The organism is Hyphomonas sp. NPDC076881 (genome assembly GCF_050269995.1).
GTDB lineage: Bacteria > Pseudomonadota > Alphaproteobacteria > Caulobacterales > Hyphomonadaceae > Hyphomonas.
The window spans coordinates 13,387-33,556 of record NZ_JBNNJJ010000020.1; the positions used below are offsets into that span (position 1 = coordinate 13,387).

Annotated in this window: 17 protein-coding genes and 1 tRNA gene; 8 read left to right on the plus strand and 10 right to left on the minus strand. The window is 63.0% G+C overall.

Annotated features, from left to right (window positions below):
* Positions 1 to 65: 65 nt before the first annotated feature.
* Positions 66 to 515, minus strand: a complete 450-nt coding sequence (locus ACQKI2_RS17130) for an RrF2 family transcriptional regulator (protein ID WP_427380871.1) — start codon at positions 513 to 515, stop codon at positions 66 to 68.
* Between the two features lie 163 nt (positions 516 to 678).
* On the opposite strand from ACQKI2_RS17130, the gene ACQKI2_RS17135 reads away from it, so the two are divergent.
* Complete coding sequence (locus tag ACQKI2_RS17135) at positions 679 to 3,033, plus strand: TonB-dependent receptor (RefSeq protein ID WP_427380843.1); 2,355 nt, start codon at positions 679 to 681, stop codon at positions 3,031 to 3,033.
* Between the two features lie 33 nt (positions 3,034 to 3,066).
* On the opposite strand, the gene ACQKI2_RS17140 is transcribed toward ACQKI2_RS17135, so the two are convergent.
* A tRNA-Gly gene (locus ACQKI2_RS17140) sits at positions 3,067 to 3,140 on the minus strand.
* A 74-nt stretch (positions 3,141 to 3,214) separates the two neighbouring features.
* Positions 3,215 to 3,667, minus strand: a complete 453-nt coding sequence (locus tag ACQKI2_RS17145) for a PaaI family thioesterase (protein WP_427380844.1) — start codon at positions 3,665 to 3,667, stop codon at positions 3,215 to 3,217.
* A gap of 200 nt (positions 3,668 to 3,867) precedes the next feature.
* Between ACQKI2_RS17145 and ACQKI2_RS17150 the strand changes: the two genes are divergently transcribed.
* Genes ACQKI2_RS17150 through ACQKI2_RS17165 form a run of 4 tightly spaced genes read left to right on the plus strand, consistent with a single transcriptional unit; the run spans position 3,868 to position 5,872 of the window.
* Positions 3,868 to 4,248, plus strand: a complete 381-nt coding sequence (locus ACQKI2_RS17150) for a YybH family protein (RefSeq protein ID WP_427380845.1) — start codon at positions 3,868 to 3,870, stop codon at positions 4,246 to 4,248.
* Positions 4,249 to 4,270: 22 nt separating this feature from the next.
* Positions 4,271 to 4,561, plus strand: coding sequence for a DUF1330 domain-containing protein (locus ACQKI2_RS17155; RefSeq protein WP_427380846.1), 291 nt, complete (start codon positions 4,271 to 4,273; stop codon positions 4,559 to 4,561).
* 7 nt (positions 4,562 to 4,568) lie between these two features.
* The gene (locus ACQKI2_RS17160) at positions 4,569 to 5,177 is read left to right on the plus strand and encodes a 2-hydroxychromene-2-carboxylate isomerase (protein ID WP_427380847.1); all 609 of its coding nucleotides are present in this window, start codon (positions 4,569 to 4,571) and stop codon (positions 5,175 to 5,177) included.
* Positions 5,178 to 5,224: 47 nt separating this feature from the next.
* Positions 5,225 to 5,872: a LysE family translocator gene (locus ACQKI2_RS17165; RefSeq protein WP_427380848.1), complete on the plus strand. Its 648-nt coding sequence runs from the start codon at positions 5,225 to 5,227 to the stop codon at positions 5,870 to 5,872.
* On the opposite strand, the gene ACQKI2_RS17170 is transcribed toward ACQKI2_RS17165, so the two are convergent.
* The 3 genes from ACQKI2_RS17170 to ACQKI2_RS17180 are packed head-to-tail and all read right to left on the minus strand — an operon-like array spanning position 5,869 to position 8,452.
* Positions 5,869 to 6,780: a LysR substrate-binding domain-containing protein gene (locus ACQKI2_RS17170; protein ID WP_427380849.1), complete on the minus strand. Its 912-nt coding sequence runs from the start codon at positions 6,778 to 6,780 to the stop codon at positions 5,869 to 5,871. The two genes, ACQKI2_RS17165 and ACQKI2_RS17170, sit on opposite strands and share 4 nt — an antisense overlap.
* 56 nt (positions 6,781 to 6,836) lie before the next feature.
* Complete coding sequence (gene pdxY, locus ACQKI2_RS17175; RefSeq protein ID WP_427380850.1) at positions 6,837 to 7,685, minus strand: pyridoxal kinase; 849 nt, start codon at positions 7,683 to 7,685, stop codon at positions 6,837 to 6,839.
* On the minus strand, positions 7,682 to 8,452 hold the full coding sequence (locus tag ACQKI2_RS17180; protein WP_427380851.1) for a YggS family pyridoxal phosphate-dependent enzyme: 771 nt from the start codon (positions 8,450 to 8,452) through the stop codon (positions 7,682 to 7,684). The genes pdxY and ACQKI2_RS17180 overlap by 4 nt, the downstream gene beginning before the upstream one ends.
* A 192-nt stretch (positions 8,453 to 8,644) precedes the next feature.
* Here ACQKI2_RS17180 and ACQKI2_RS17185 point away from each other — a divergent pair, with 192 nt between their 5' ends.
* From ACQKI2_RS17185 to ACQKI2_RS17195, 3 genes are all read left to right on the plus strand, one after another.
* A complete protein-coding gene (locus ACQKI2_RS17185) occupies positions 8,645 to 9,643 on the plus strand; it encodes a haloalkane dehalogenase (RefSeq protein ID WP_427380852.1) in 999 nt (332 codons plus the stop codon).
* A 103-nt stretch (positions 9,644 to 9,746) separates the two neighbouring features.
* Entirely contained in the window at positions 9,747 to 11,264 is a 1,518-nt protein-coding gene (locus tag ACQKI2_RS17190; RefSeq protein ID WP_427380853.1) for an acetyl-CoA acetyltransferase, read from the plus strand.
* Positions 11,265 to 11,489: 225 nt separating this feature from the next.
* A complete protein-coding gene (locus ACQKI2_RS17195; RefSeq protein WP_427380854.1) occupies positions 11,490 to 12,500 on the plus strand; it encodes an NAD(P)H-dependent glycerol-3-phosphate dehydrogenase in 1,011 nt (336 codons plus the stop codon).
* Between the two features lie 10 nt (positions 12,501 to 12,510).
* On the opposite strand, the gene ACQKI2_RS17200 is transcribed toward ACQKI2_RS17195, so the two are convergent.
* The 4 genes from ACQKI2_RS17200 to ACQKI2_RS17215 all read right to left on the minus strand — a co-directional run bounded on the left by ACQKI2_RS17200 (position 12,511) and on the right by ACQKI2_RS17215 (position 20,105).
* Positions 12,511 to 13,908, minus strand: a complete 1,398-nt coding sequence (locus ACQKI2_RS17200) for an alanine/glycine:cation symporter family protein (protein ID WP_427380855.1) — start codon at positions 13,906 to 13,908, stop codon at positions 12,511 to 12,513.
* Positions 13,909 to 14,021: 113 nt separating this feature from the next.
* Entirely contained in the window at positions 14,022 to 15,290 is a 1,269-nt protein-coding gene (locus ACQKI2_RS17205; RefSeq protein ID WP_427380856.1) for an amidohydrolase family protein, read from the minus strand.
* Positions 15,287 to 16,627, minus strand: coding sequence for an amidohydrolase (locus ACQKI2_RS17210; RefSeq protein ID WP_427380857.1), 1,341 nt, complete (start codon positions 16,625 to 16,627; stop codon positions 15,287 to 15,289). The genes ACQKI2_RS17205 and ACQKI2_RS17210 overlap by 4 nt, the downstream gene beginning before the upstream one ends.
* A gap of 88 nt (positions 16,628 to 16,715) precedes the next feature.
* Entirely contained in the window at positions 16,716 to 20,105 is a 3,390-nt protein-coding gene (locus tag ACQKI2_RS17215; protein WP_427380858.1) for a TonB-dependent receptor, read from the minus strand.
* Positions 20,106 to 20,170: the final 65 nt, after the last annotated feature.

A 20,170-nucleotide genomic window follows, 5' to 3' on the forward strand; every position in this document is an offset into this window, starting at 1 on the left:
TGCGCAGAGCGCAAAACACACGGAAAAGTCTTTTTATAACAGGGATATAATCTCAGATTGAGCGCTCATCCGGCGATGGACTGGCGCACCTGGCCTGTCTTGTCCGAAGCGATGGCGTCGGCGATCGTGGTGCTGTCGAGCACCTTCCGGGTTGCTTCGGCCACATCCGCGAACACGCGCCGGATGCGGCAAGCCTTCTCATCGGTACAGTCATCGCAGCGCCGGTAGGCCATCTTGGAAAGACAGGGCAAGGGCGCCAGGGGCCCTTCCACGATGCGCAACACTTCTCCGAACGTGATCGCTTCGGGCCGGCGCAGCAGCAGATAGCCGCCCATCTTGCCCCGGCGGCTTACCACGATGCCGCTATGCTTCAATTCCAGCAGAATCTGCTCCAGGAACTTGCGCGGAATTGCCTGGCTTTCGGCAATGTCAGCGATGAAAACCGGGGCGCCTTCTTCGGCTTCCGCCAATGCGAGCAGCGCCCGGAGCGCGTATTTGGCCTTTTGAGAAATCATCATCCGCCGTCCTGTCCGGGCCTCTTTAGGCGTGCTGAGGACGGGAGGCAATGTTTAGGCTACCTGATTAGTCTATTAATTTGGTAGGGTTGATAGTGTAATGACTGTTCGCTCAGATGACCGGTGACGCCTGCGCCCTTTTCCACACGACTGGAGACCGAACATGGCCCTGAAATCCCGCTTCATCCTCGCCGTTGCTGTGGCAGCGCTTGCCCCTACGGCCTTCGCGCAGGAAACCACCCCTGCCGAAACCGGGCCCGCAGACCCCGAGCTTCGCCGCGAAACCATCACCGTTACGGCCCGGCGCGTCAGCGAAGACCTTCAGGATGTGCCGATTCCCGTCTCGGTACTGACTGAAGATTTCATTGCCGAGAGCGGTGCCTTCAATGTGGGCCGCCTGCGGGAAATCGTGCCGACGCTGCAATTCTATTCGACCAATCCGCGCAACACCTCGATCAATATCCGCGGCCTCGGGGCGCCCTATGGCCTGACAAATGACGGGCTTGATGCCGGCGTCGGCATGTATGTGGACGGTGTTTTCTACGCGCGGCCCGCCTCCACGACGCTGGACTTCATCGACGTGTCCCAGATCGAAGTGCTGCGCGGCCCGCAGGGCACCCTTTTCGGGAAGAACACCACCGCCGGCGCCATCAACATCACCACGAAGAAGCCCTCCTTCACACCGGAAACGGAAGTGGAGCTGACTTACGGAAATCTTGGTTATACACAGGCCAAGGGCGCAATATCCGGTCCGATCACGGACAAGATCGCCGGGCGGATTTCCTTCTCGGGAACACAGCGTGACGGCACGCTCTATAATGTGCGCGAGAATGACTATATCAACGATCTGAATAATCTGGGCGTACGCGGCCAGTTGCTGTTCAATGTTACCGACAGCCTCGAAATCATCCTGGCGGGCGACCATACCCGCCAGCGCCCCAATGGCTATGCGCTGGTTCCGGTGGGCGTTGCGCCGACGTTGCGCCCGGCCAATCGCCAATATCAGGCGCTGGCGGACTATTTCGGCTACGCCCCGCCGAGCTTCAATGCGTTTGACCGGCTGACGGATGCCGACACCTATCACCAGTCCAACCAGGATATTGGTGGGGTCTCGATGACCGCGAACTGGGATATCGGCCCGGGCACGCTGACCTCGATCACGGCGTGGCGTCTCTGGAACTGGGGGCCTTCGAATGACAGGGATTTCCTCGGCCTGCCGATCACCACCGTTTCGGCCAACCCCTCAGAGCAGACGCAATGGACACAGGAGTTGCGCTATGCCGGCGACCTGAATGAGCGGCTGGGATTTGTCGTCGGGGCGTTCTACTTTGCCCAAGAGATCGACTCCACAGGAAACCAGGAGCAGGGCAGCGCGGCGGCGCGCTGGCTGCTCAACCCGTCTTCCGCAGGGTGGGACACGCCCGGCCTGCTCGACGGATATGGTCAGAGCTCGGACATTCAGTCGAAGAATACCAGCGCGGCGCTGTTTGGCCAGTTGGAATGGCGGGTGACCGACAGGCTTCGCCTGCTGCCCGGCCTTCGCCTCAACTATGACGAAAAGAGTGTCGACTATGACGCGCAGGTCTATGGCGGTCTCCAGACGACCAATCCGGCGCTGATTGCCCTGCAACGCTCCGTTCTGGCGCCGCTGACCTATTCGGCGGACGCTGACGATACCAATGTCTCGGGCCAGATCACAGCCGCATATGAAGTCAGCCCGGCGCTCAACCTTTATGCGACCTATGCGACTGCGTTCAAACCTGTTGGCCTCAACCTCAGCGGCATTCCCAATGATGCGGCCGGTAATCCGGCCATCGAACTGGCGACGGTGAAACCCGAAGATGTGCGCCATATCGAAGTGGGCCTGAAATCCGAACCCAGGGATGGCTTTACCGCAAACCTCACCGCCTATGAAACCGAGATCCGGGATTATCAGGTCGGCGTTGTCAACGCCCAGATCGGGGTTCTGCGGGGGTATCTCGCCAATGCCGAAAAGGTCCGGGTGCGGGGCGTTGAATTTGATGGCCGCACGCAGTGGACGGACAATTTCGTCACCTATGCTGCGCTGGCCTGGACGGACGGCAAATATGTGTCCTTCCCGGACGCGCCTCCTGCGCTGGAGGATACCGGCGGCCCGCAGGTCGTGGATATCTCCGGCACACGTCTGCCCGGCATTTCTGAATGGTCTGGATCACTCGGCGGCGAATACACCTTCGGCAACAGCGCGCTGCTGGGGCGTGAGGGAAATTACTTCGCCGCGCTCGACGCCTTCTTCCGCTCGGACTTCTCCTCCAGCCCGACCGAGTCTCGCTACCTCACCGTCGATGGCTATACCACGCTCGCCGGGCGGATCGGCTTCCGGGCGGCCAATGGCTGGGATGTCTATCTCTGGGGCCGCAACCTGCTGGACGAAGACTATTTCGAACTGCTGGCGGCTCAGCCAGGCAATTCCGGCCTCTATGTCGGCCAGCCGGCTGACCCGCGCACTTATGGCATCACGCTGCGGGCGAGGTTCTGAGGCGGGGAAGGCCAGGTTTCCGGTGTAAGCGTCTGGAGCGGGTGAAGGGAATCGAACCCTCGTCGTCAGCTTGGGAAGCTGCTGCTCTACCATTGAGCTACACCCGCGCGCGAGGCGTATTTGATCCGGAACCGGTTCCAGATCAAGCCCTCGCTTCAGTGGCGCGTGGGGCAAGGGTGGCTCAGCGGTCCGGTTTCCCCTCCAGGCAGATCAGGGTCTGCTGGCCGATAGCGACGAGCTTGCGGGCCTCCCCTTTGCAGGCGAAGACTTCCAGCGTGCACACGGTCAGCGTCCGCCCGGATTTGACGACGGTGCCCACCGCTTCCAGCCGGTCGCCCTCCGCCGGGGCGATGAGGTTGATCTTGAACTCCACGGTCAGCACGGAGCTGCCCTCAGGGAAGAGGGTGAAGCCGGCATAGCCGCCCGCAGAATCGGCGATCGCCGAAGTGCCCCCGGCATGGAAAAAGCCGTGCTGCTGGGTGAGTTCCTCGCGGAAGGGCAGCACGATCACCACCCGCCCGCGCGACACCTGTGTCATCTCTGCGCCCAAATGCGCCATCAGCCCCTGCCGGGCAAAGCTCTCGCGCACACGCCGCTCGGCGGCGGCAGGAAGCGGAAGGGTATCGTCGGTCATGGGTCTTGCGCCTTGGGGCTGGAAGCGGATGGTCCCTGCCTCTCCCGGTTGCCTGCCCGTGAAAACTGAAAAATCCTGCATCGCGCGTGAGCTGAGCTTTGCTGCCCCTTGCTCTCAACAAGGCTTGAGATTTCTTCACTCGCCAGCATCTGCGGCGGCGGGCGAATGTCTGCGCACCAGCAGACAGGAATTGCGTTTCCATGACGACACTCTCCCGCGCCGATCTCATCGCCCATGCCGAAGCCTGGATCAGGGACTGGAACGCGCATGATGTGGACGCCGTGATTGCGCCGTGGGCGGAGGATGGTGTGTTCATCAGCCCGGTCGCCGCCGCTGTCACCGGCAACCCGGTCATCCAGGGCAAAGCGGCGCTGAAGGCCTATTGGCAGGGCGCACTCAAACGAGCCGGAGCCCTGCACTTCACGCCGCTATCGCTGCAGGTAGACCTGGAAACCCAGAGCCTGCTCGTTCATTACCACTCCCGCACCAGCGCCCGGCAGGTGCGGGCGGCCGAACTCATGGTATTCGAGAAGGGGAAACAGGTGCGCGGCGAAGCCTTCTATGGCGCCGAAATGCCGTAGCGCCAGAGGAAGGAGCCACGCCATGCCCGTCTATGTGATCGCCCAGTTGAAGATTGAGGATCGCGCCCGCTATCAGCGCTATGTGGAAGCGTTCATGCCGGTGCTCACCGCCCATGGCGGCCACCTCCTCGCCGCGGACGAAGCCCCCGCACGGGAAGAAGGCGAGTGGCCTTATGACAAGGTGATCCTTCTTTCCTTTGCCGATGAAGCAAGGTTCCGCGCCTGGGCAGACTCGCCGGAATATAAGCAGATTGCGCAGGACAGGCTGGCGGGCGCCGCCGGCCCGGTCATCCTGGCCCATGGTCTTGGATGACCCTCAGATGACAGACAAATCCCCCATCGAATTCTGGTTCGATTTTTCCTCTGGCTACGCCTATTTCGCCGCGCTGGAGATTGACGCCCTCGGCGCCCGCCTGGGCCGGACCATTCTCTGGCGGCCCTATATGCTGGGCACGGCCTTCAAGGTCACCGGTATGCGCGGGCTTTCCTCCACGCCGGTGAAAGGCGATTATGCCCGGCATGACTGGGCCCGCGCTGCCCGCCGCCTGGGCGTGCCTTTCGCTCCGCCGCCGGATCACCCAAAGATCGCCCTGCCCGCCACCCGCGCCTTCTACTGGATCGAGGCAAACCATCCCGGCCAGGAAGCCTCCTTCGCCCGCGACGTGTTTCGCCGTTACTATTCCGGCACGCTCGACACCAGCGATCCGGAGGCCGTCGCGGGCCTTGCCCTGGCCCTCGGCCTTGACCCTGCTGCCCTGCGGGCGGGCCTGGAAGCCCCCGCCATCAAGGAGCGCGCCCGCGCCCTGGGAGACGCCGCCGTTGCGCGCGGCATCTTTGGCTCGCCCTTCTTCATGATCGATGACGAACCCTTCTGGGGGTGGGACCGCCTGCCCATGCTGGAAGACTGGGCGCGCAGCGGCGGCTGGTAATTCCGCCCGCACCCGACTAAAGCCAGCCATCCTCTCCGGGGCGCCGCATGGATCCGATCACCGCCATCCTCTCCTTCTCGGTCGCCGCGCTGCTGGTGACGCTGACGCCTGGCCTTGATACCGCGCTCGTCCTGCGCACCGCGATGGTGGAAGGCCCGCGCCGGGGCATGATCGCGGGCGCGGGCATCACGCTCGGCGTTTTCATCTGGGGCATTGCGGCGGCCGCCGGGGTTGGGTCGCTGGCCGCCATCTCACCGCTTACCTATCAGGCATTGCGGATCGCGGGGGCACTCTATGTGCTCTGGCTGGGCGGGCAGATGCTCTGGTCTGCGGCGCAGATATGGCGGAAGCAACCGGCCGCGCCCAAGGTCAGCGCCGAGGCCGTGCGCAAGCCCAACTGGTTCATCAGGGGGCTGACGACCAATCTGCTCAATCCAAAAGCGGGCCTCTTCTATGCCGGCCTCATGCCGCAATTCCTGCCGCGCGATCATTTCGGCCCCGCCGGGCTGATCGCCTTCGGGGCGGGCCTTGCGCTGATCCACTGCGTCTTCGGCCTGATCTTCTTTGGCCTGATCGCCAGCGCCGCCGGCCGGGCCAGCGCGCTCCTGGCCCGCCCCGGCGTGCGCGCCAGCATTGAAGGGGTAACCGGTCTCGTCCTCTGCCTTGCCGCCGCCGCGTTGCTATTCCAGCACTAGCGGCCCGGCGCCTCCAACTGGTCCAGTAGCCAGCTGCGCAAATTGCGCACGCGCCGGTCGGTCGCCAGCGCCTCTGGATACACCAGCCAGTAAGCCCCGCCCGCCTCGATCCGGTGATCGAATACCGGTGCCAAGCGCCCGGCCTTCACATCTGCCTCGGCAATCTCCCAGCCCGCCAGCGTCAGGCCCGCCCCGTCGGCGGCTGCGCGCAGGGCAAGGCTGGTGGAGTCCACCATCGTCACCGCGCCGGGAGATACAGGCCCGCCCGGCAGGCCGGCATTCCAGTCTGCCCAGTTGCGTGGCCGGTATTGTGACAGGAACAGGTTTGAGGCCGCCACCACCTCACGCGGGGCCCGCCCGCGCAGCAGTGACGGCGCCGCCAGCAACGTTACCGTTTCCGGGAACAGACGATCCGCCCTCAGACCATGCCATTTGCCCGCGCCATGACGCACCGCCACATCGGCCGCGCCTGCAGACAGGTCCACCACCTCCTGGCTGGTGGAGATCAAGAGCTCAAACCCCGCTTTCTCGAACGGATACTGCGCCAGCCGGGGCGAAAGCCAATGCACGGCAAAGGTCGGCAGCATGGTGAGCCGCAGCGGCCCCTTGCGCCGCTCCTCTGTTACATCGGCCACGGCCGCGCCGATCCGGGCAAAGCCTTCGGTCAGTGGCGGGGCCAGCCGCGCCCCAGCGGGCGTCAGCTCCAGCCGCGATCCCACCCGGCGCATCAGATCCACGCCGAGCGCCTCTTCCAGCGCTTTGAGCTGGTGGGAGACCGCCGATGGCGTCACATTCAGCTCGCTCGCCGCGTCCTTGATCGATAAAAGCCGCGCCGCCGCTTCAAACGCCCGGAGGGCATTCAGCGGCACATTCAGGCGCGGCAGGGAGGCAAAACTCTGGTCAGGCATGGCAAAATCCTAGCGCCCGGCGGCGCGGAGCGGAAGCCGCCTTCAGGCGCGGCCCGTCAGAGCAGCTCTGCCTTAAAGGGACGCCCCTGCCAGCGCAGCGCCGCCACTTCAGCCGCCAGCGGCATTTCTGCCGGCACTCCGGGCGCCATGGCCGAGAGGACCGCAAACACGGTTCCCACCGCCTGCTCGGCGGCCTCTACCAGGGTCATCCCCCCATCCAGCGCCGCTGTCAGCGCGCCGGTGAAGAGGTCGCCGGTGCCATTGGGGCGCACATCCACCTTCGGTGTGCGGATGCGCCAGACGGCACCCCCGTCACCAATCATCGTATCGATGAAGCCGGGCGCTGCCTCCGGGATCGCCCCGGTCACGGCCAGCCGCCGCGGCAGGCCCGGTGGCAGGCCCTGTTTCAGCGCAGCCGCCACCGCTTCCGTGCCATGGTCTGCCAGCCCGGCCAGCAGGCCAAACTCGAACGCGTTCGGCGTCAGGATGTCGGCCAGCGGCGCCAGCTCCGCCCGGAAGAATTCCGGCAGGCCGGCGGCCACGAATACACCAAGGTCACTATCCCCGATCACCGGGTCACAAATGTAGGTCAGCTGAGGGTTGGCCGCCTTCGCGCGCTTCACAAAATCGCGCACCACCTCACCATTGCCCACAGAGCCGAGATAGCCCGTCACCATGAGGCGCGAGGCCGCCACCAGTCCGCGCTCCTCGATGCCGGTCAGCAGGCCGGCCACAAAATCCGGCGCCAGGATTTTCCCGCGCAGGGTCGGATAATGCGGCGTGTTGGAGAGCAGCGTGGTGGGCACAGCATAGACGTCCACGCCGTTCGCCATCATCGGATGGATCGCCGCGCTGTTGCCCACATGGCCGAATACCACCTGGCTCTGGATCGAAATGACGCTCATGGCGTCTCCTTTTCACGTTTGCCGCCCAGGCCCGGCCAGTAATGTTCATCCGGCAAGGGGCGCGGCCCGAAGATCGCCTGGCCGACGCGCACCAGCGTTGCACCTTCTTCAATGGCCCATTCGAAATCGCCCGACATACCCATCGACAACTCGTCCACCTGCGCGTCTGGCACGCCATCCCGTATCTCTGCCTGCACTGCGCGCAGCCGCCGGAAACAGGCGCGCACGGCAGCCTCCTCCGCCGAGAAGATCGCCAGCGTCATCAGCCCACGGACCTTCAGCCGCTCGAAGGGTGCCAGCGCCCGCGCAAAGGCTGGCGCCGCAGATGGCTCCAGTCCGAATTTGCTTTCCTCGCCCGATGTGTTCACCTGAATGAACACGTCCAGCGTCCGCCCCTCAACCTCCAGCCGCCGCTCCAGCGCCTCGGCCAGTTTCAGGCTGTCGAGCGCATGGAAGGCATCGGCAAAGCGCGCCACATATTTTGCCTTGTTGGTCTGCAAGTGCCCGATCACGGACCAGCTCAGCCCTAGATCCGCCAGCGCCTCGGCTTTCTCCCTGGCTTCCTGCACCTTGTTCTCGCCGCACCGGCGCAGGCCCCCCGCCGCATAGGCCGCCCGCAGCCGTTCTGCCGGTACGGTTTTCGTTACCGGCAGCAGCGTCACGCTCTCCGGCGCCCGGCCCACCCGCGCGCAGGCCGCCGCCATCCGCTGCTTCACGGTTTCAATATTGGCGGCAATCAGCGCGCCGTCCGCAGAAAGGTCGCTCATGGTCAAACCCCGCGCAGGCCTGCGTGAGGCCGCCCGGCTGGCCTATGAACCGGCTTGGCCAGCGTCAAATGAAAATTCCTCGCTCGCCCTGAGACATCTTTGCAGGACTTTTCAAATTGCTATTGCGAAGCGCAAAAAGTAATGGCACGAGTCATGCCAATATATGCTTTGACCAGCCTGGGAGGGAACAGAATGAAAGTCTTGCGCACACCGGATGCCCGGTTTGAGAACCTCGCCGGCTATGCCTTCGCGCCGCATTATCTGGAGGTGAAGGCCGCTGATGGCACGCCGCTGCGGATGCATTACCTTGATGAAGGCCCAAAGGAGGGCGCGATCATCCTCTGCCTGCATGGCCAGCCTTCCTGGAGCTATCTCTACCGCAAGATGATCCCCCTGCTGACGGCTGCGGGATACCGCGTGCTGGCGCCGGATCTGATCGGCTTCGGCAAGTCCGACAAGCCGGGCGCGATCGAAGACTATTCCTATTCCGGCCATGTCGGCTGGCTGGAGCAGTGGATGCTAGCGCTGGACCTGAAAGACATGACGCTGGTGTGCCAGGATTGGGGCGGCCTGCTCGGCCTGCGGCTTACGGGCATGCATCCAGACCGGTTCGCCCGCCTTGTCGTTGCCAATACCGGCCTGCCGGATTCCAGACAGGTCGCCCCGCAATTCTCCGAGATGCTGGGGATGCTCTATCCGCAGGTGCCCGTACCCAGCGCGAAGGATGTGGGCGACGCTTTCCGCTCCGGCGCGCCCGGCGCTTTCCTCTTCTGGGTAAAATATGCCGCCGAGGCACCCGACTTCTCCATCCGCGATGTCTTCGGCCTTCTCTCGGACATTTCCGATGACGAGATTCTTGACGGCTACGAAGCTCCGTTCCCGGATGAGACCTACATCGCCGGGGCCCGCCGTTTTCCCTCGCTTGTGCCGCTCCTCCCCGGCGCCGCCGAGGAGCGCGCAAAGAATGACGCCGCCTGGGCTGTGCTGGAGAAATTCGAGAAGCCCGTCCTCACTGCTTTTGCCGATAACGATCCCGTCACCAAGGGCGGCGAGGCTGCTTTCCAGACGCGCGTTCCCGGCGCGAAGGGGCAGAAACATGTCACCATCAGTGGCGGCGGCCATTTCCTCCAGGAACACCGCCCGGAAGCCTTCAGCGAGGCGATCATCACCTTCATGCGCGCCAATCCCTGACGTTCACCGCATTTTTGCCCTTCCCCTGCGTCGGGGCTCCCAAGACCGCTTACCGCGCGTTAAACGGGGCGCCAGACCTGTTTGAATATGAGGAGCGCGGGCTATGGCAAAAGGTGATTTTCCGGTCCTGATCGGTGTGGGCCAGGCAATGAGCCAGTGGGATGGCAAGCAGGGCGCAGAGGGCGCCCCTTCGCCGCTCTCCCTGATGGCCGACGCCTCCAACGCCGCCATCGTCGACACCGGCGTCTCCGGCATGGCCGCCGCCATTGATGCCCTCGCCGTCGTGCGTATCTTCGAAGACTCCGTCCCCGGCGACCGCCACCCCCACGGCCACAACACAAACCTGCCCGGCACCCTCGCCCGCGAAACCGGCACCAATCCCGGCTACCTCCTTTACGAAACCGTTGGCGGCCAGAGCCCCCAGGCCCTCGTCAACGAGTTCGCCCGCCGCATCCATGAGGGCGAGTTCGAAGCCGTCCTCATCTCCGGCTCCGAGGCCAACCGCGCCTCCAAGGGCGCCCGCAAGCATGGCGTCGAGATCAACTGGGCGGACCGCGACGCGCGCGACTATGAAGACCGGGGCCTCGGCCCGATGATGCTCTCACGCGGCGAGATCAAGCACGGCCTCGTTACGCCCGCTTACTTCTACGGCATGTTCGAAAACGCCATCGCCGCCCGCGAAGGCCGCAGCCGTTCCGGTCAACGCAAGGCCATGGCGGAACTCTTCCAGCCCTTCTCCGCCGTCGCCGCGAAAAACCCCTGGTCGCAATTCCCGCAGGAACATTCGGTGGAATTCCTCTCCACCCCCTCGCGCGAAAACTATGAGTATGCCGACCCCTTCCTGAAATGGTTCATCGCTCAGGACGCCGTCAACCAGGGCGCCGCAGCAATCATCGTCTCCTCCTCGAAGGCGGATGAACTCGGCGTGCCGGAAGCCAAACGGGTTTACCTGCATGGCGGCGGCGAGGCGGGCGATGATCACATCTCCGTCCGCCCGGCGCTGGACCGGTCCTGGGCCATGGACACTGCCGTATCCCGCGCGCTCGCGCAGGCCGGCAAGACGGCTGCGGACATCCATCACCTCGACCTCTACTCCTGCTTCCCCTGCGCCGTCTTCTCCGGCGCGGCCGCTCTGGGGATCGACTGGAAGACCGACAAGCGCCCGCTGACGCTGACCGGCGGCCTGCCCTTCTTCGGCGGACCGGGGAACAACTACTCCCTGCACGGAATAGCCGAGATGGTTCAGCTTCTCCGCAAGAACCCCGGCAATACCGGTCTCGTCCTCGCCAATGGCGGCTGGATGACCAAGGAAGCCGCCGGCGTCTATTCCACCACCAAACCAGCGAAATTCACCCCCGCCGAAAAAGGCGCCAAGCCATCTGAGCAGGTGGAGATCGCGACCGAAAGCTGCGAAGCCACGCTGGAAACCTTCACTGTCACCCATGGCAAGGACGGCCCCGAGCGCGGCATCATCTTCGCCCGCCTCGCCGACGGCCGCCGCGCCCTCGCCAACAATGCCGACGCGGCAACGCTGGCCGTGCTGCGCGAGGACGCCAGCCCCGTCGGCCGCAAGGTGTCCATCACCACAGACGGCGAAAAAGGAACGTTCGTCTTCGTCTGATAGCGTCGCCCCTCACCTCCCATTGCTGCGCAATGGGCCCCTCCTCTCCCGGAGGGAGAGGGGTTAGGACCTGGCCGCAAGCACAACGCCGAACCCCTCTCCCTCTGGGAGAGGAGGGGCCCGCGCTCGAAGAGCGTGGGAGGTGAGGGCTCGGCCGCTGGCCGCAAGAAAACCCAACCGCCCTCCCCGCTTGCCCCCCGCCCCGGCTTCGGCCAAAACCGGCCCATGACACAGCATTTCAAGACATTCGGGGTCATCGGCGCAGGCGCCTGGGGCACGGCCATTGCGCAGATGCTGGCCCGCGAAGGCCAGACGGTCCATCTCTGGGCGCTGGAGCCTGAGGTCGCCGCCGCCATCAACACCGCGCGCGAAAACACCCTCTTCCTCAAGGGCGTGCCCCTGAAACCGGAAATCCGCGCCACCAACAAGCTGGAAGACCTCGGCCCCGCCGACGCCATTTTCGCCGTCGCCCCGGCCCAGCATACCCGAACAACGCTCCGCGCCCTCCGCGCCAGCCTGCGCCCCGGCACGCCCGTCGTCCTCTGCTCCAAGGGCATCGAACTCGCCACCGGCGAATTCATGACGCAGGTTCTCAAAGATGAACTGCCCGAGGCTGTTCCCGCCGTGATGTCCGGCCCCAGCTTTGCCATCGATGTTGCGCGCGGCCTGCCCACCGCCGTCACTCTCGCCATGGAAGACGCGGCGCTGGGCACAGAGCTGATCCAGGCCATCTCCACACCCACCTTCCGCCCCTATCTGGGGACAGATCTTCTCGGGGCGGAGATTGGCGGCGCGGTGAAAAACGTCCTGGCCATCGCTTGCGGCATTGCCCTTGGCAAAGGCCTCGGCCGCTCGGCCCATGCCGCCCTCATTGCGCGCGGCTATGCGGAGATGACACGCCTTGCCCTCGCCCTGGGCGCCGAGGCTGAAACCCTTACCGGCCTCTCCGGGCTCGGCGATCTCGTGCTCACCTGCTCGTCGGAAACCAGCCGCAACATGTCCCTCGGCCTGGCGCTGGGCAAGGGCGAGGCGCTGGGGGATATCCTCGCCGCCCGCAACGCCGTCACTGAAGGCGTCGCCACCGCCCCGGTCCTGCGCCGCCTTGCCCGCGCGCGCGGCATCGAGATGCCGATCAGCGAAGCCGTCGCCGCCGTTATCGAAGGCGAAATCAGCGTGGACGAAGCCATCACCGCCCTTCTCATGCGCCCGGTGAAGGCCGAAGCGGTGAAAACCTAGAACGCCGCCCTTAGTGGACCGATTTTGTCAGTCCACGCTCATATTGCGCCAGATCCCGCTTCAGTTCCGGAAGGAGGATGAAGACGGCCAGCAGGTTGGGGATCGCCATGGCAAAAAGCGTGGCGTCGATGAAGTCCACGATATGGACCAGTTGCACCAGCGCGCCGGTGGAAAGCACAGCGCATAAGGCAAGCTTGTAGATCACGTCCGCCCGGGCACTGTCATTGAAAAGATACCCCACCGCCTTCGAACCATAATAGGCCCAGCTCACCGCCGTGGAAAAGGCAAACAAAATTACGGACGCGCACAGGATGTAGGCAAACCAGGGGAAAACGGATTCAAAGGCATAGGATGTCATCCCGATACCCATGGGGATGTCCGACTGCCAGGCGCCGGTGACAAGGATGATGAGCCCGGTCGTCAGGCAAACCACAATCGTGTCGATGAACGGCTCGACAAGCGCCACATATCCCTCCGTTAGCGGATTATTTGTCCGCACAGCCGAATGGGCGATAGCCGACGATCCGGTGCCTGCCTCGCTGGAATAGGTGGCGCGCTTCAGCCCGTTTATCAGCGCGCCCACGGCGCCGCCGGCGGCCGCGTCCAGCCCGAAGGCGCCTTCGAAAATCTGCTGCAACACCATCGGGATATGCCCGGCATTGACCGCGAGGATGACAAAGCCCGCCCCGAGATAGAGCGCGCACATGGCCGGGACCAGCCGCGAGGTAACCCGGGCGATAGACCGGATGCCGCCCAGCACGATTAGGGCGATCAGAACGGCCAGAACCCCGCCAAAGAGGAACGGGGCCTTGATGCTGCTTACCCGCTCGAATTGCACATATGCCTGATTGATCTGGAAGATGCTGACCGATGCGCCAACCGCCATGAGCGCGAACGTCACGGCCAGCACCTTGCCGAGCTTCGGCCGCCGCAGCCGGGCAAAGGCCTCCTCGATGTAATACATTGGCCCGCCGGAAACCCGGCCATCGGCGGAGATCTTTCTGTATTTTACCGCCAGAGCGCATTCGGCAAACTTGGTGGACATGGCAAAGAAGCCCGCCACCAGCATCCAGAAGATGGCGCCCGGCCCGCCAAGCACGATGGCAATGGGAACGCTGGCAATGTTGCCGAGGCCGATCGTGCCGGACAGGGCGGCGGAAAGGGCCTCGAAATGGGAAATCTCGCCCCGGGTATTATGATCCTTCGGAGCGCCCTTGATCAGGATCTTCCAGGCATGGGCAAAGCCTCTAATGTTCAGGAAGCGGAGCGCAAGCGTGATCGCAACCGACCCGCACCCCAGCCACAGAACGACCAGAGGGACTTCCACATTCCCTGCCTTCAGGGAGTAGAAAATGATGCCGTTGAAGAAAGACGCAACCGGCGCGAACACCTCATCAAGAGAGACCATGTTTCCTCCGGTCAGAATGCAACGAGGGCCGGACGCCTTGTCCGATCCGTACAGTGCCGAAAATTGAAAGGCGGGGAGCCGGCTTTCACAGAAGGCCTGCTCCCCGGCGGCTCCTAATCTCCGCCCGTGCTGGCAGCCGATCGCCGCGCAGCCGGGATGTAGCGGACTTCCAGAGCCTCCTGGCGGGAGAGGAGCGATTGCGCCTGACCGCCGATATAAAGCTCCCGGAGCTCGGTTGCCGGCTCGAACGGATCGCCCGCCCAGACAGCGACATCCGCGCGCTTGCCAGCGGCGATGGACCCGAGGTCGGACGCGCCCCAGACCATCGCCGGCGTTGCCGTAATTGCTTTCAGCGCCTCTTCCACCGGAACGCCCCGCGCGGCCGCCATTCCCGCAAAGAAACGCACCTTGCCTGCGTCATGCGCCGCAGCTCCGCCCCGGATGATCAGCGGCACGCCCGCCGCATGAAGCTTCGCAGCATTGTCGGACGTCGCGCCGATCTCATCGAAATCGCCAGGCAGATTGTCGCTGGGGTCAATGGCCACCGGAATACCGGCGCGGGCGATCTGCGTGGCAACCACCCATCCTTCGGCCGCGCCAACGAGCACCAGCTTGATCTTTTCGGCCGCTGCGATGTCGATGAGCGCAAGAATGTCCGACGCGCGGTCCACACGCACGGCAAGCGGCTTTTCGCCCCTGACGACCGGGACAAGGGCATCAAGGTCGGGCTGCGACCATTGACGCGAAACAATCTCGCCCTTGGTAAAGGTCTTTGGATCTTTCGCATAGCGGCGCACATCGGCAAGGTCTGCGCGGAACTGGACGAAAGTTGCTCCCCGGCCATAGGCGCCCGTGCGCATATCCCAAACCACGCCGGCATGCGGAATGATCTCGGGCGGCCGGCCTTCCTGCAGGCTGAGGATTGCGGCCTGGCCGGAGAAGGTCGCATTGTCCGCTCCCGGATTTGGCATGACAATCGCGCGCGCGACGCCGCCCTTGCGGGCAACCGGGATCGTCGTAGACAGCGGGTTGATCGTGTACTGCACGTCATAGCCCGCACTGATACGGCCGGAACGGCTTGATGTTTCGGCGGCATCCGCTCCGCCTGAAATCTCGACCATTCCGATCACGGAGTCCGTCGCGATGAAGCCCGGCGTGATCGTCATGCCGGTCACGTCAACCACGCTGGCGCCCGCCGGAATCCGGACATCTGCACCGACGGAAACGATCCGCCCCTGATCCATCAGAACCGTACCGTTCTCGATCGTTCCGGCCTTGTCCGCCGTCATGATCCTCGCGCCGCGCAGCGCCACCGGTTCTGCCATGGCTGAAGCCGCGAGGCTCGCAATACCCACAACAAGCACTATCGCCCGATCAATCATTGTGCTGCCTCCAAAACCGGCTGCCCCAAGAGGAAATCGGAATCCGGCTGCGCGGCAGGTTCGTCCCTGTCCACAACCTTGACGCCATCGATGAACACCTTCTCCGCCACAGCATAGACGCTGAACGGATCGGCAGACCACAAAACGAGATCGGCCATCTTTCCGGGCGCGAGGCTCCCCGTTCTGTCGGCAATCCCGAGCGTGACCGCGGGATTGAGCGTGATCCATGAAATCGCCACTTCGGGGCTGATCTCTTCGCCCACGCGGCGGGCCGAGGCCATCGCCATTGCGGCCTCAAGATTGAGCCGCTGCACGAGAACAGCGCTGTCGGAATGCAGCATCGTGTGCACCCCTGCCCATTCCAGCGCGGCTACGTTCAGGGGTACGGCATCATAGGCTTCCAGCTTGAAGCCCCAGCGATCGGCCCAGGTGGCCACGGCAATGCCTTCTTCGGCCAGCGTATCGGCAATCTTGTAAGCTTCTGTCGCGTGGTGAAACGCACCGATCTTGAAACCGAACTCCTTTGAGAGGTCGATCATCTGCATCATTTCATCGGCGCGGTAGCAGTGGATATGCGTTGTAATATCTCCAGCCAGAACACCGGCCAGGGTCTCAAGACGCAGATCCGTTTTCTGGTTTTCGCCTTTTCTTTTCTTCTCGAGATAGGCCTGCGCATCGATGAAGGCCGAGCGGAATCCGGCCATGTTGCCCATGCGGGTGAACGGATCATTTCCCCGGGCGGCGTAGACAATCGGGTTCTCGCCACAGGCCATCTTAGCGCCATAGGGCGCGCCGGGAAATTTCATGCCCTGAACGCTGACCGAGGAAACGTTCTTGACCGTTACCGAGCGCCCCCCAAAAAGATTTGCCGAACCGGGAAGGATTGCCAGTGTGGTGACCCCGCCCCGGCGCGCCATTTCAAAGCCCGGATCCTGGGGCCAGATCGAATGCTCCGCCCAGACTTCTGCTGTGTTCTTGCCGGTCTTTTCATTGCCATTGCGCATCGAGGGCACGCCGGGGGAGGAAAAGACGCCCAGGTGGGAATGGATATCGATGATGCCCGGGGTCACCCACTTGCCTGCGCCCTCAATCACCTGAACGTCCGATGGCAGATCAAGATCCTTACCGATGGCGGCGATCTTTCCATCCCGGAACAGAATGGTTGCCCCCTGTATCGCGGGCCCTTCCGCTGTCAGAACCGTAGCGCCTACAATCGCGGTGGGCGGCGCAGGATCGGGAACATAGGTGGATGGGTAAGGACCTTCCGGCTGCGCCGCGGCGGGCAGCCACGCGCCAATCAGCAGTGAAGCCCCCAGCAGGCAGGCACGAACATTCATCGTCTCAGGATCCTGTTTTTCTGTAGGTTTGCGCAAAAAATACGAGTGCCCGGCGCTGTCCTCCAGCGCCGGGCATCCCGCCTTGAGATCAGAATTCCTTCTGGACGCTCACATAGAGATATCTGGGGGTTGGCGAATAGAGCGAGCCCATATACCCGTAGGTTTCATCCGCAAGCGGTGGATCATTGTCGAACAGGTTACGCGCGCCGATCCTAAGGCGGGTATTGCTGAAGGGGCCTTCCCCGTCGAAGCTGTACTGGCCGTAAAGATTGACCAGCGTGTGGTCATCGACCCGCATGAAGTTGCCGTCCCCATCGCGAATTGAGGTGTCATCCACACCGCCGACATAGGTGGTGTTCATGCCGACGCGGAACTGGTTGTAGCTCCAGGTAAGAGACGACGACAGGCGCCACTTCGGGTTGCCATTCTGCTCGATCAGGCTCTCGGTTTCTGGCAGTTCGGTAAGTTCATTGATCAGTCCGGCTTCGCGTGCCTCGAATAGCGCTGCAACGGCGGGCGAAACACCCCGCTCATAGGTGAGCAGGCGCGACGCATTCAAGCTGAAATCGAAATCCCCGATACGTGTGCCAGACAGGTTCCAGAGGAAGCCGAGATCAACGCCTTCGACTTTCTGCGGTTGAAGGTTCTGATAGATGTCATCGACATACAGAACCTGACCGACAGGATCGAGCCCCGTGCCTGCAAAGCGGGCAATATCATCTGCTGTCGGATCAAGCCGGATTACGTTCGGGTTGCTGCTGCCCTGGACCCGATTAAGATAGTCAACGATCAACGCATTGCCTTCTCCGAACACGCCGACGATGCCCGTCTGCTCGATCGACCAGTAATCCGCCGTGAACGTCATTCGTCCCAGGAAATCCGGCAGGGATTGCGGCTGGATAACAAATCCTGTCGTCCAGTTCGTCGATTCTTCAGGTTGGAGATCCGGGTTGCCGGCCCGGCGGCCGGTTGCAACCACGCTGGCATTGCACTCATTGAAGGACGAAATCCGGCCCGCCCGAAGGTCTGCCTCACACATCACATAGTCGACCCTGGTGTTACCGCGTGTGACCAGGGTTGCGTTCACCTGTTCGAGGTTGGGCGCGCGGAAGCCTTCCGAATAGGCGCCGCGGATGCGAAGCCCGTCTATGACATCCCAGGCCAACGCCAGCTTGGGTTTGGCGACACTCCCGAAATCACTGTAGTCTTCGTAGCGCCCAGCCAGCTGCAACCGTAGAGACTGCATCAGCGGGATATTCATCTCCGGAGAAACGAGCGGCACGGCAAATTCGACATAGGCAGAGGCCACATTGCGCGAGCCTTTATTGTCCGGGGTCGGACTTACGCCGAATAGATTGCTTTCCTGTGTAACGCCCAGAACCGTATCGTACCAGGTCACAGTGCCGTCGACGTTTTCGTCGCGGTCGTCGAGCTGGGTTTCGCGGCGGTATTCCACACCTGCCGCCACACCGACATCCCCTGCCCAGATGGAGAAGAGATCAGACCGCGAAATATTGGCATCCCACTGGAAGAGGGTCGTCTTGCTGACGCGGTTTGCCTCGATCATGATGGCGTCGATCGCTGCCTGGGAACTGAAGGTGTTGTCCTGCCCCGGATTGAGGGGATCCCCGCCATTGAAGGGATTGAAGGCGTCCGGCGTGGAAAGGGCAAGATTTGCCTGCAGGGCAGAAGCGCTCACGCCTTCTTGCCGGTCGTCCACTGTCGCTTCGCTGTAGAGGAGCGCGGTTTCCCAGTCCCACTCGGCAAAATCACCGCGCAGGCCCGTAAGGGCGCGATACTGCTCCGCCTTCACACGCACCGTCGTCGGCCCGAGATCCGAGAACCGCAGGCCGGTGAGAACGATCGGAAGACCTTCCGCAGGCGCATCAATTCCCGGCAGCCGATTGGGGTTAACGCTGCCATCCGCAAAGGTTACCGGACCAAAGGGGTTCCAGTAGTTGGACGCCGGGATCGTCATCCGTATGGAGCCGATTGTGAATACCGAATCCTGAACGCTTTCGGTCTCGGCCAGATAGTATCCCGCCTCTCCGAACAGTTCCATTCCATTCTCGAGCTCATACTTGCCCATCGAGAAGAGGTTCAGGCGCTGAAGCGAGGGATTGAGGGAGATGGGAAAGCTGTTTCGCGGTTCCCAGCGCAGATTGGCGTCCGCCCCGGTAGCGCCGGTGGCGGGTGCGGCATCGTCAATACAGATACCGTCAGACAAGGCAGCAAGACAGCCGGCATTGGTCGATGGCTGAACGTGAAAGGCGCCCGCCGCACTTGTCAGCGAGGTGCCGTTCTGGCGCACACGGACGCTGCCCACCGTCTGGAAAGAACCCCAGGGGATGGTCGTGCTGTCGTTGAGCAGGGAAGCGTTGCCTTCAAATGCGGTGCCAGCAAACAATGGCCGCAGGTCGCCGGCGGCACTGAATTCCTGATCCGTAGCAAGCAGATCCGTGCGATCCGTATAATTGGCGAAGAGAGTGATATTACCGCGGCCTTCGGCAAAGTTCTTGCCGAACAGTCCGTTTACGTTCCACTCTTCAAGGTTTGTACCGGGAGCGCCGCCATATTGGGCATCAACCCGTGCCCCATCATAATCATCCTGCAGCACCATATTGACGACGCCGGCCACAGCATCCGAGCCGTAAATGGCGCCCGCGCCATCGCGCAGGACTTCGACGCGCCGGACGCCGTTCACCGGAACGGTGTTGGAGTTGAATGTGAGGACTGGCGCAAGCGTGCCGCTTGCCTGACTGCTCGGATAGTTCACGCCGCGCCGGCCGTTGATCAGCACCAGCGTGCTGCCTACACCCAGATTGCGCAGATCAACCGACCCGACATCGCCCCGCGCGAAGTTACTGCTGACCTGACCGGACGTCTGGTTGAAACTCACATCGCCAAACTGCGGAATGGACCTGAAGAGATCTTCACCGGAAACGGCCGCAATTGCCTCGATTTCCTGCGTTCCAACGACGGTCACCGGAAGCGCGCCGCCCACATCGGCGCCGGCAATCCGGCTACCGACGACTACGATGACCTGCTCTCGTTTTGTCTCATCAGCGGCATCCACCGCCTGCGCCTGAGCACCCGCGGCGCCGAACACAATGGCCGACACTGTCGCCATAAGGGTACGCTTAGAAATTGAATTGGTCACATCGCTCTCCAGACCATATCGGTTTCGACCTACGGCCGGCGAGATCGTAATGATCCCGCTGTCCGTGAGACCGCCTGAGAGAGTCGTCCCTTCGAAAAGCGCATTCATGGCTTCCCGAAGGGTCATCTGCCCCTTGATCGCGTTGGTGGTAACAGCACCGACATCTTCTGTCTGAAAGAGAACCGAATGCCCCGTCTGAAAGGAAAGGGAACGGATCGCATCGGCAGCCGAAACTGCCGGAATATTGATCTCGTACTCTTCCTGCGCAAAGGCGGGGCCCGCGGCAACAACCGCGAGCGTCGCGAGACCGAACGCCAAGCGAACAGCCTCATTTGGCATCGAATGGTTCCCTTTCCTCCTGATTACCCCGAACGTCGAACGCC

Excerpts from the sequence above, each read along its gene's own strand:
- ACQKI2_RS17190 (WP_427380853.1), top strand. The coding sequence starts at position 9,747 with ATGGCAAAAGGTGATTTTCCGGTCCTGATCGGTGTGGGCCAGGCAATG.
- ACQKI2_RS17150 (WP_427380845.1), top strand. The coding sequence starts at position 3,868 with ATGACGACACTCTCCCGCGCCGATCTCATCGCCCATGCCGAAGCCTGG.
- ACQKI2_RS17135 (WP_427380843.1), top strand. The coding sequence starts at position 679 with ATGGCCCTGAAATCCCGCTTCATCCTCGCCGTTGCTGTGGCAGCGCTT.
- ACQKI2_RS17185 (WP_427380852.1), top strand. The coding sequence starts at position 8,645 with ATGAAAGTCTTGCGCACACCGGATGCCCGGTTTGAGAACCTCGCCGGC.
- ACQKI2_RS17165 (WP_427380848.1), top strand. The coding sequence starts at position 5,225 with ATGGATCCGATCACCGCCATCCTCTCCTTCTCGGTCGCCGCGCTGCTG.
- ACQKI2_RS17180 (WP_427380851.1), bottom strand. The coding sequence starts at position 8,452 with ATGAGCGACCTTTCTGCGGACGGCGCGCTGATTGCCGCCAATATTGAA.
- ACQKI2_RS17195 (WP_427380854.1), top strand. The coding sequence starts at position 11,490 with ATGACACAGCATTTCAAGACATTCGGGGTCATCGGCGCAGGCGCCTGG.
- ACQKI2_RS17205 (WP_427380856.1), bottom strand. The coding sequence starts at position 15,290 with ATGATTGATCGGGCGATAGTGCTTGTTGTGGGTATTGCGAGCCTCGCG.
- pdxY (WP_427380850.1), bottom strand. The coding sequence starts at position 7,685 with ATGAGCGTCATTTCGATCCAGAGCCAGGTGGTATTCGGCCATGTGGGC.
- ACQKI2_RS17145 (WP_427380844.1), bottom strand. The coding sequence starts at position 3,667 with ATGACCGACGATACCCTTCCGCTTCCTGCCGCCGCCGAGCGGCGTGTG.
- ACQKI2_RS17130 (WP_427380871.1), bottom strand. The coding sequence starts at position 515 with ATGATTTCTCAAAAGGCCAAATACGCGCTCCGGGCGCTGCTCGCATTG.
- ACQKI2_RS17155 (WP_427380846.1), top strand. The coding sequence starts at position 4,271 with ATGCCCGTCTATGTGATCGCCCAGTTGAAGATTGAGGATCGCGCCCGC.
- ACQKI2_RS17200 (WP_427380855.1), bottom strand. The coding sequence starts at position 13,908 with ATGGTCTCTCTTGATGAGGTGTTCGCGCCGGTTGCGTCTTTCTTCAAC.
- ACQKI2_RS17170 (WP_427380849.1), bottom strand. The coding sequence starts at position 6,780 with ATGCCTGACCAGAGTTTTGCCTCCCTGCCGCGCCTGAATGTGCCGCTG.
- ACQKI2_RS17210 (WP_427380857.1), bottom strand. The coding sequence starts at position 16,627 with ATGAATGTTCGTGCCTGCCTGCTGGGGGCTTCACTGCTGATTGGCGCG.
- ACQKI2_RS17160 (WP_427380847.1), top strand. The coding sequence starts at position 4,569 with ATGACAGACAAATCCCCCATCGAATTCTGGTTCGATTTTTCCTCTGGC.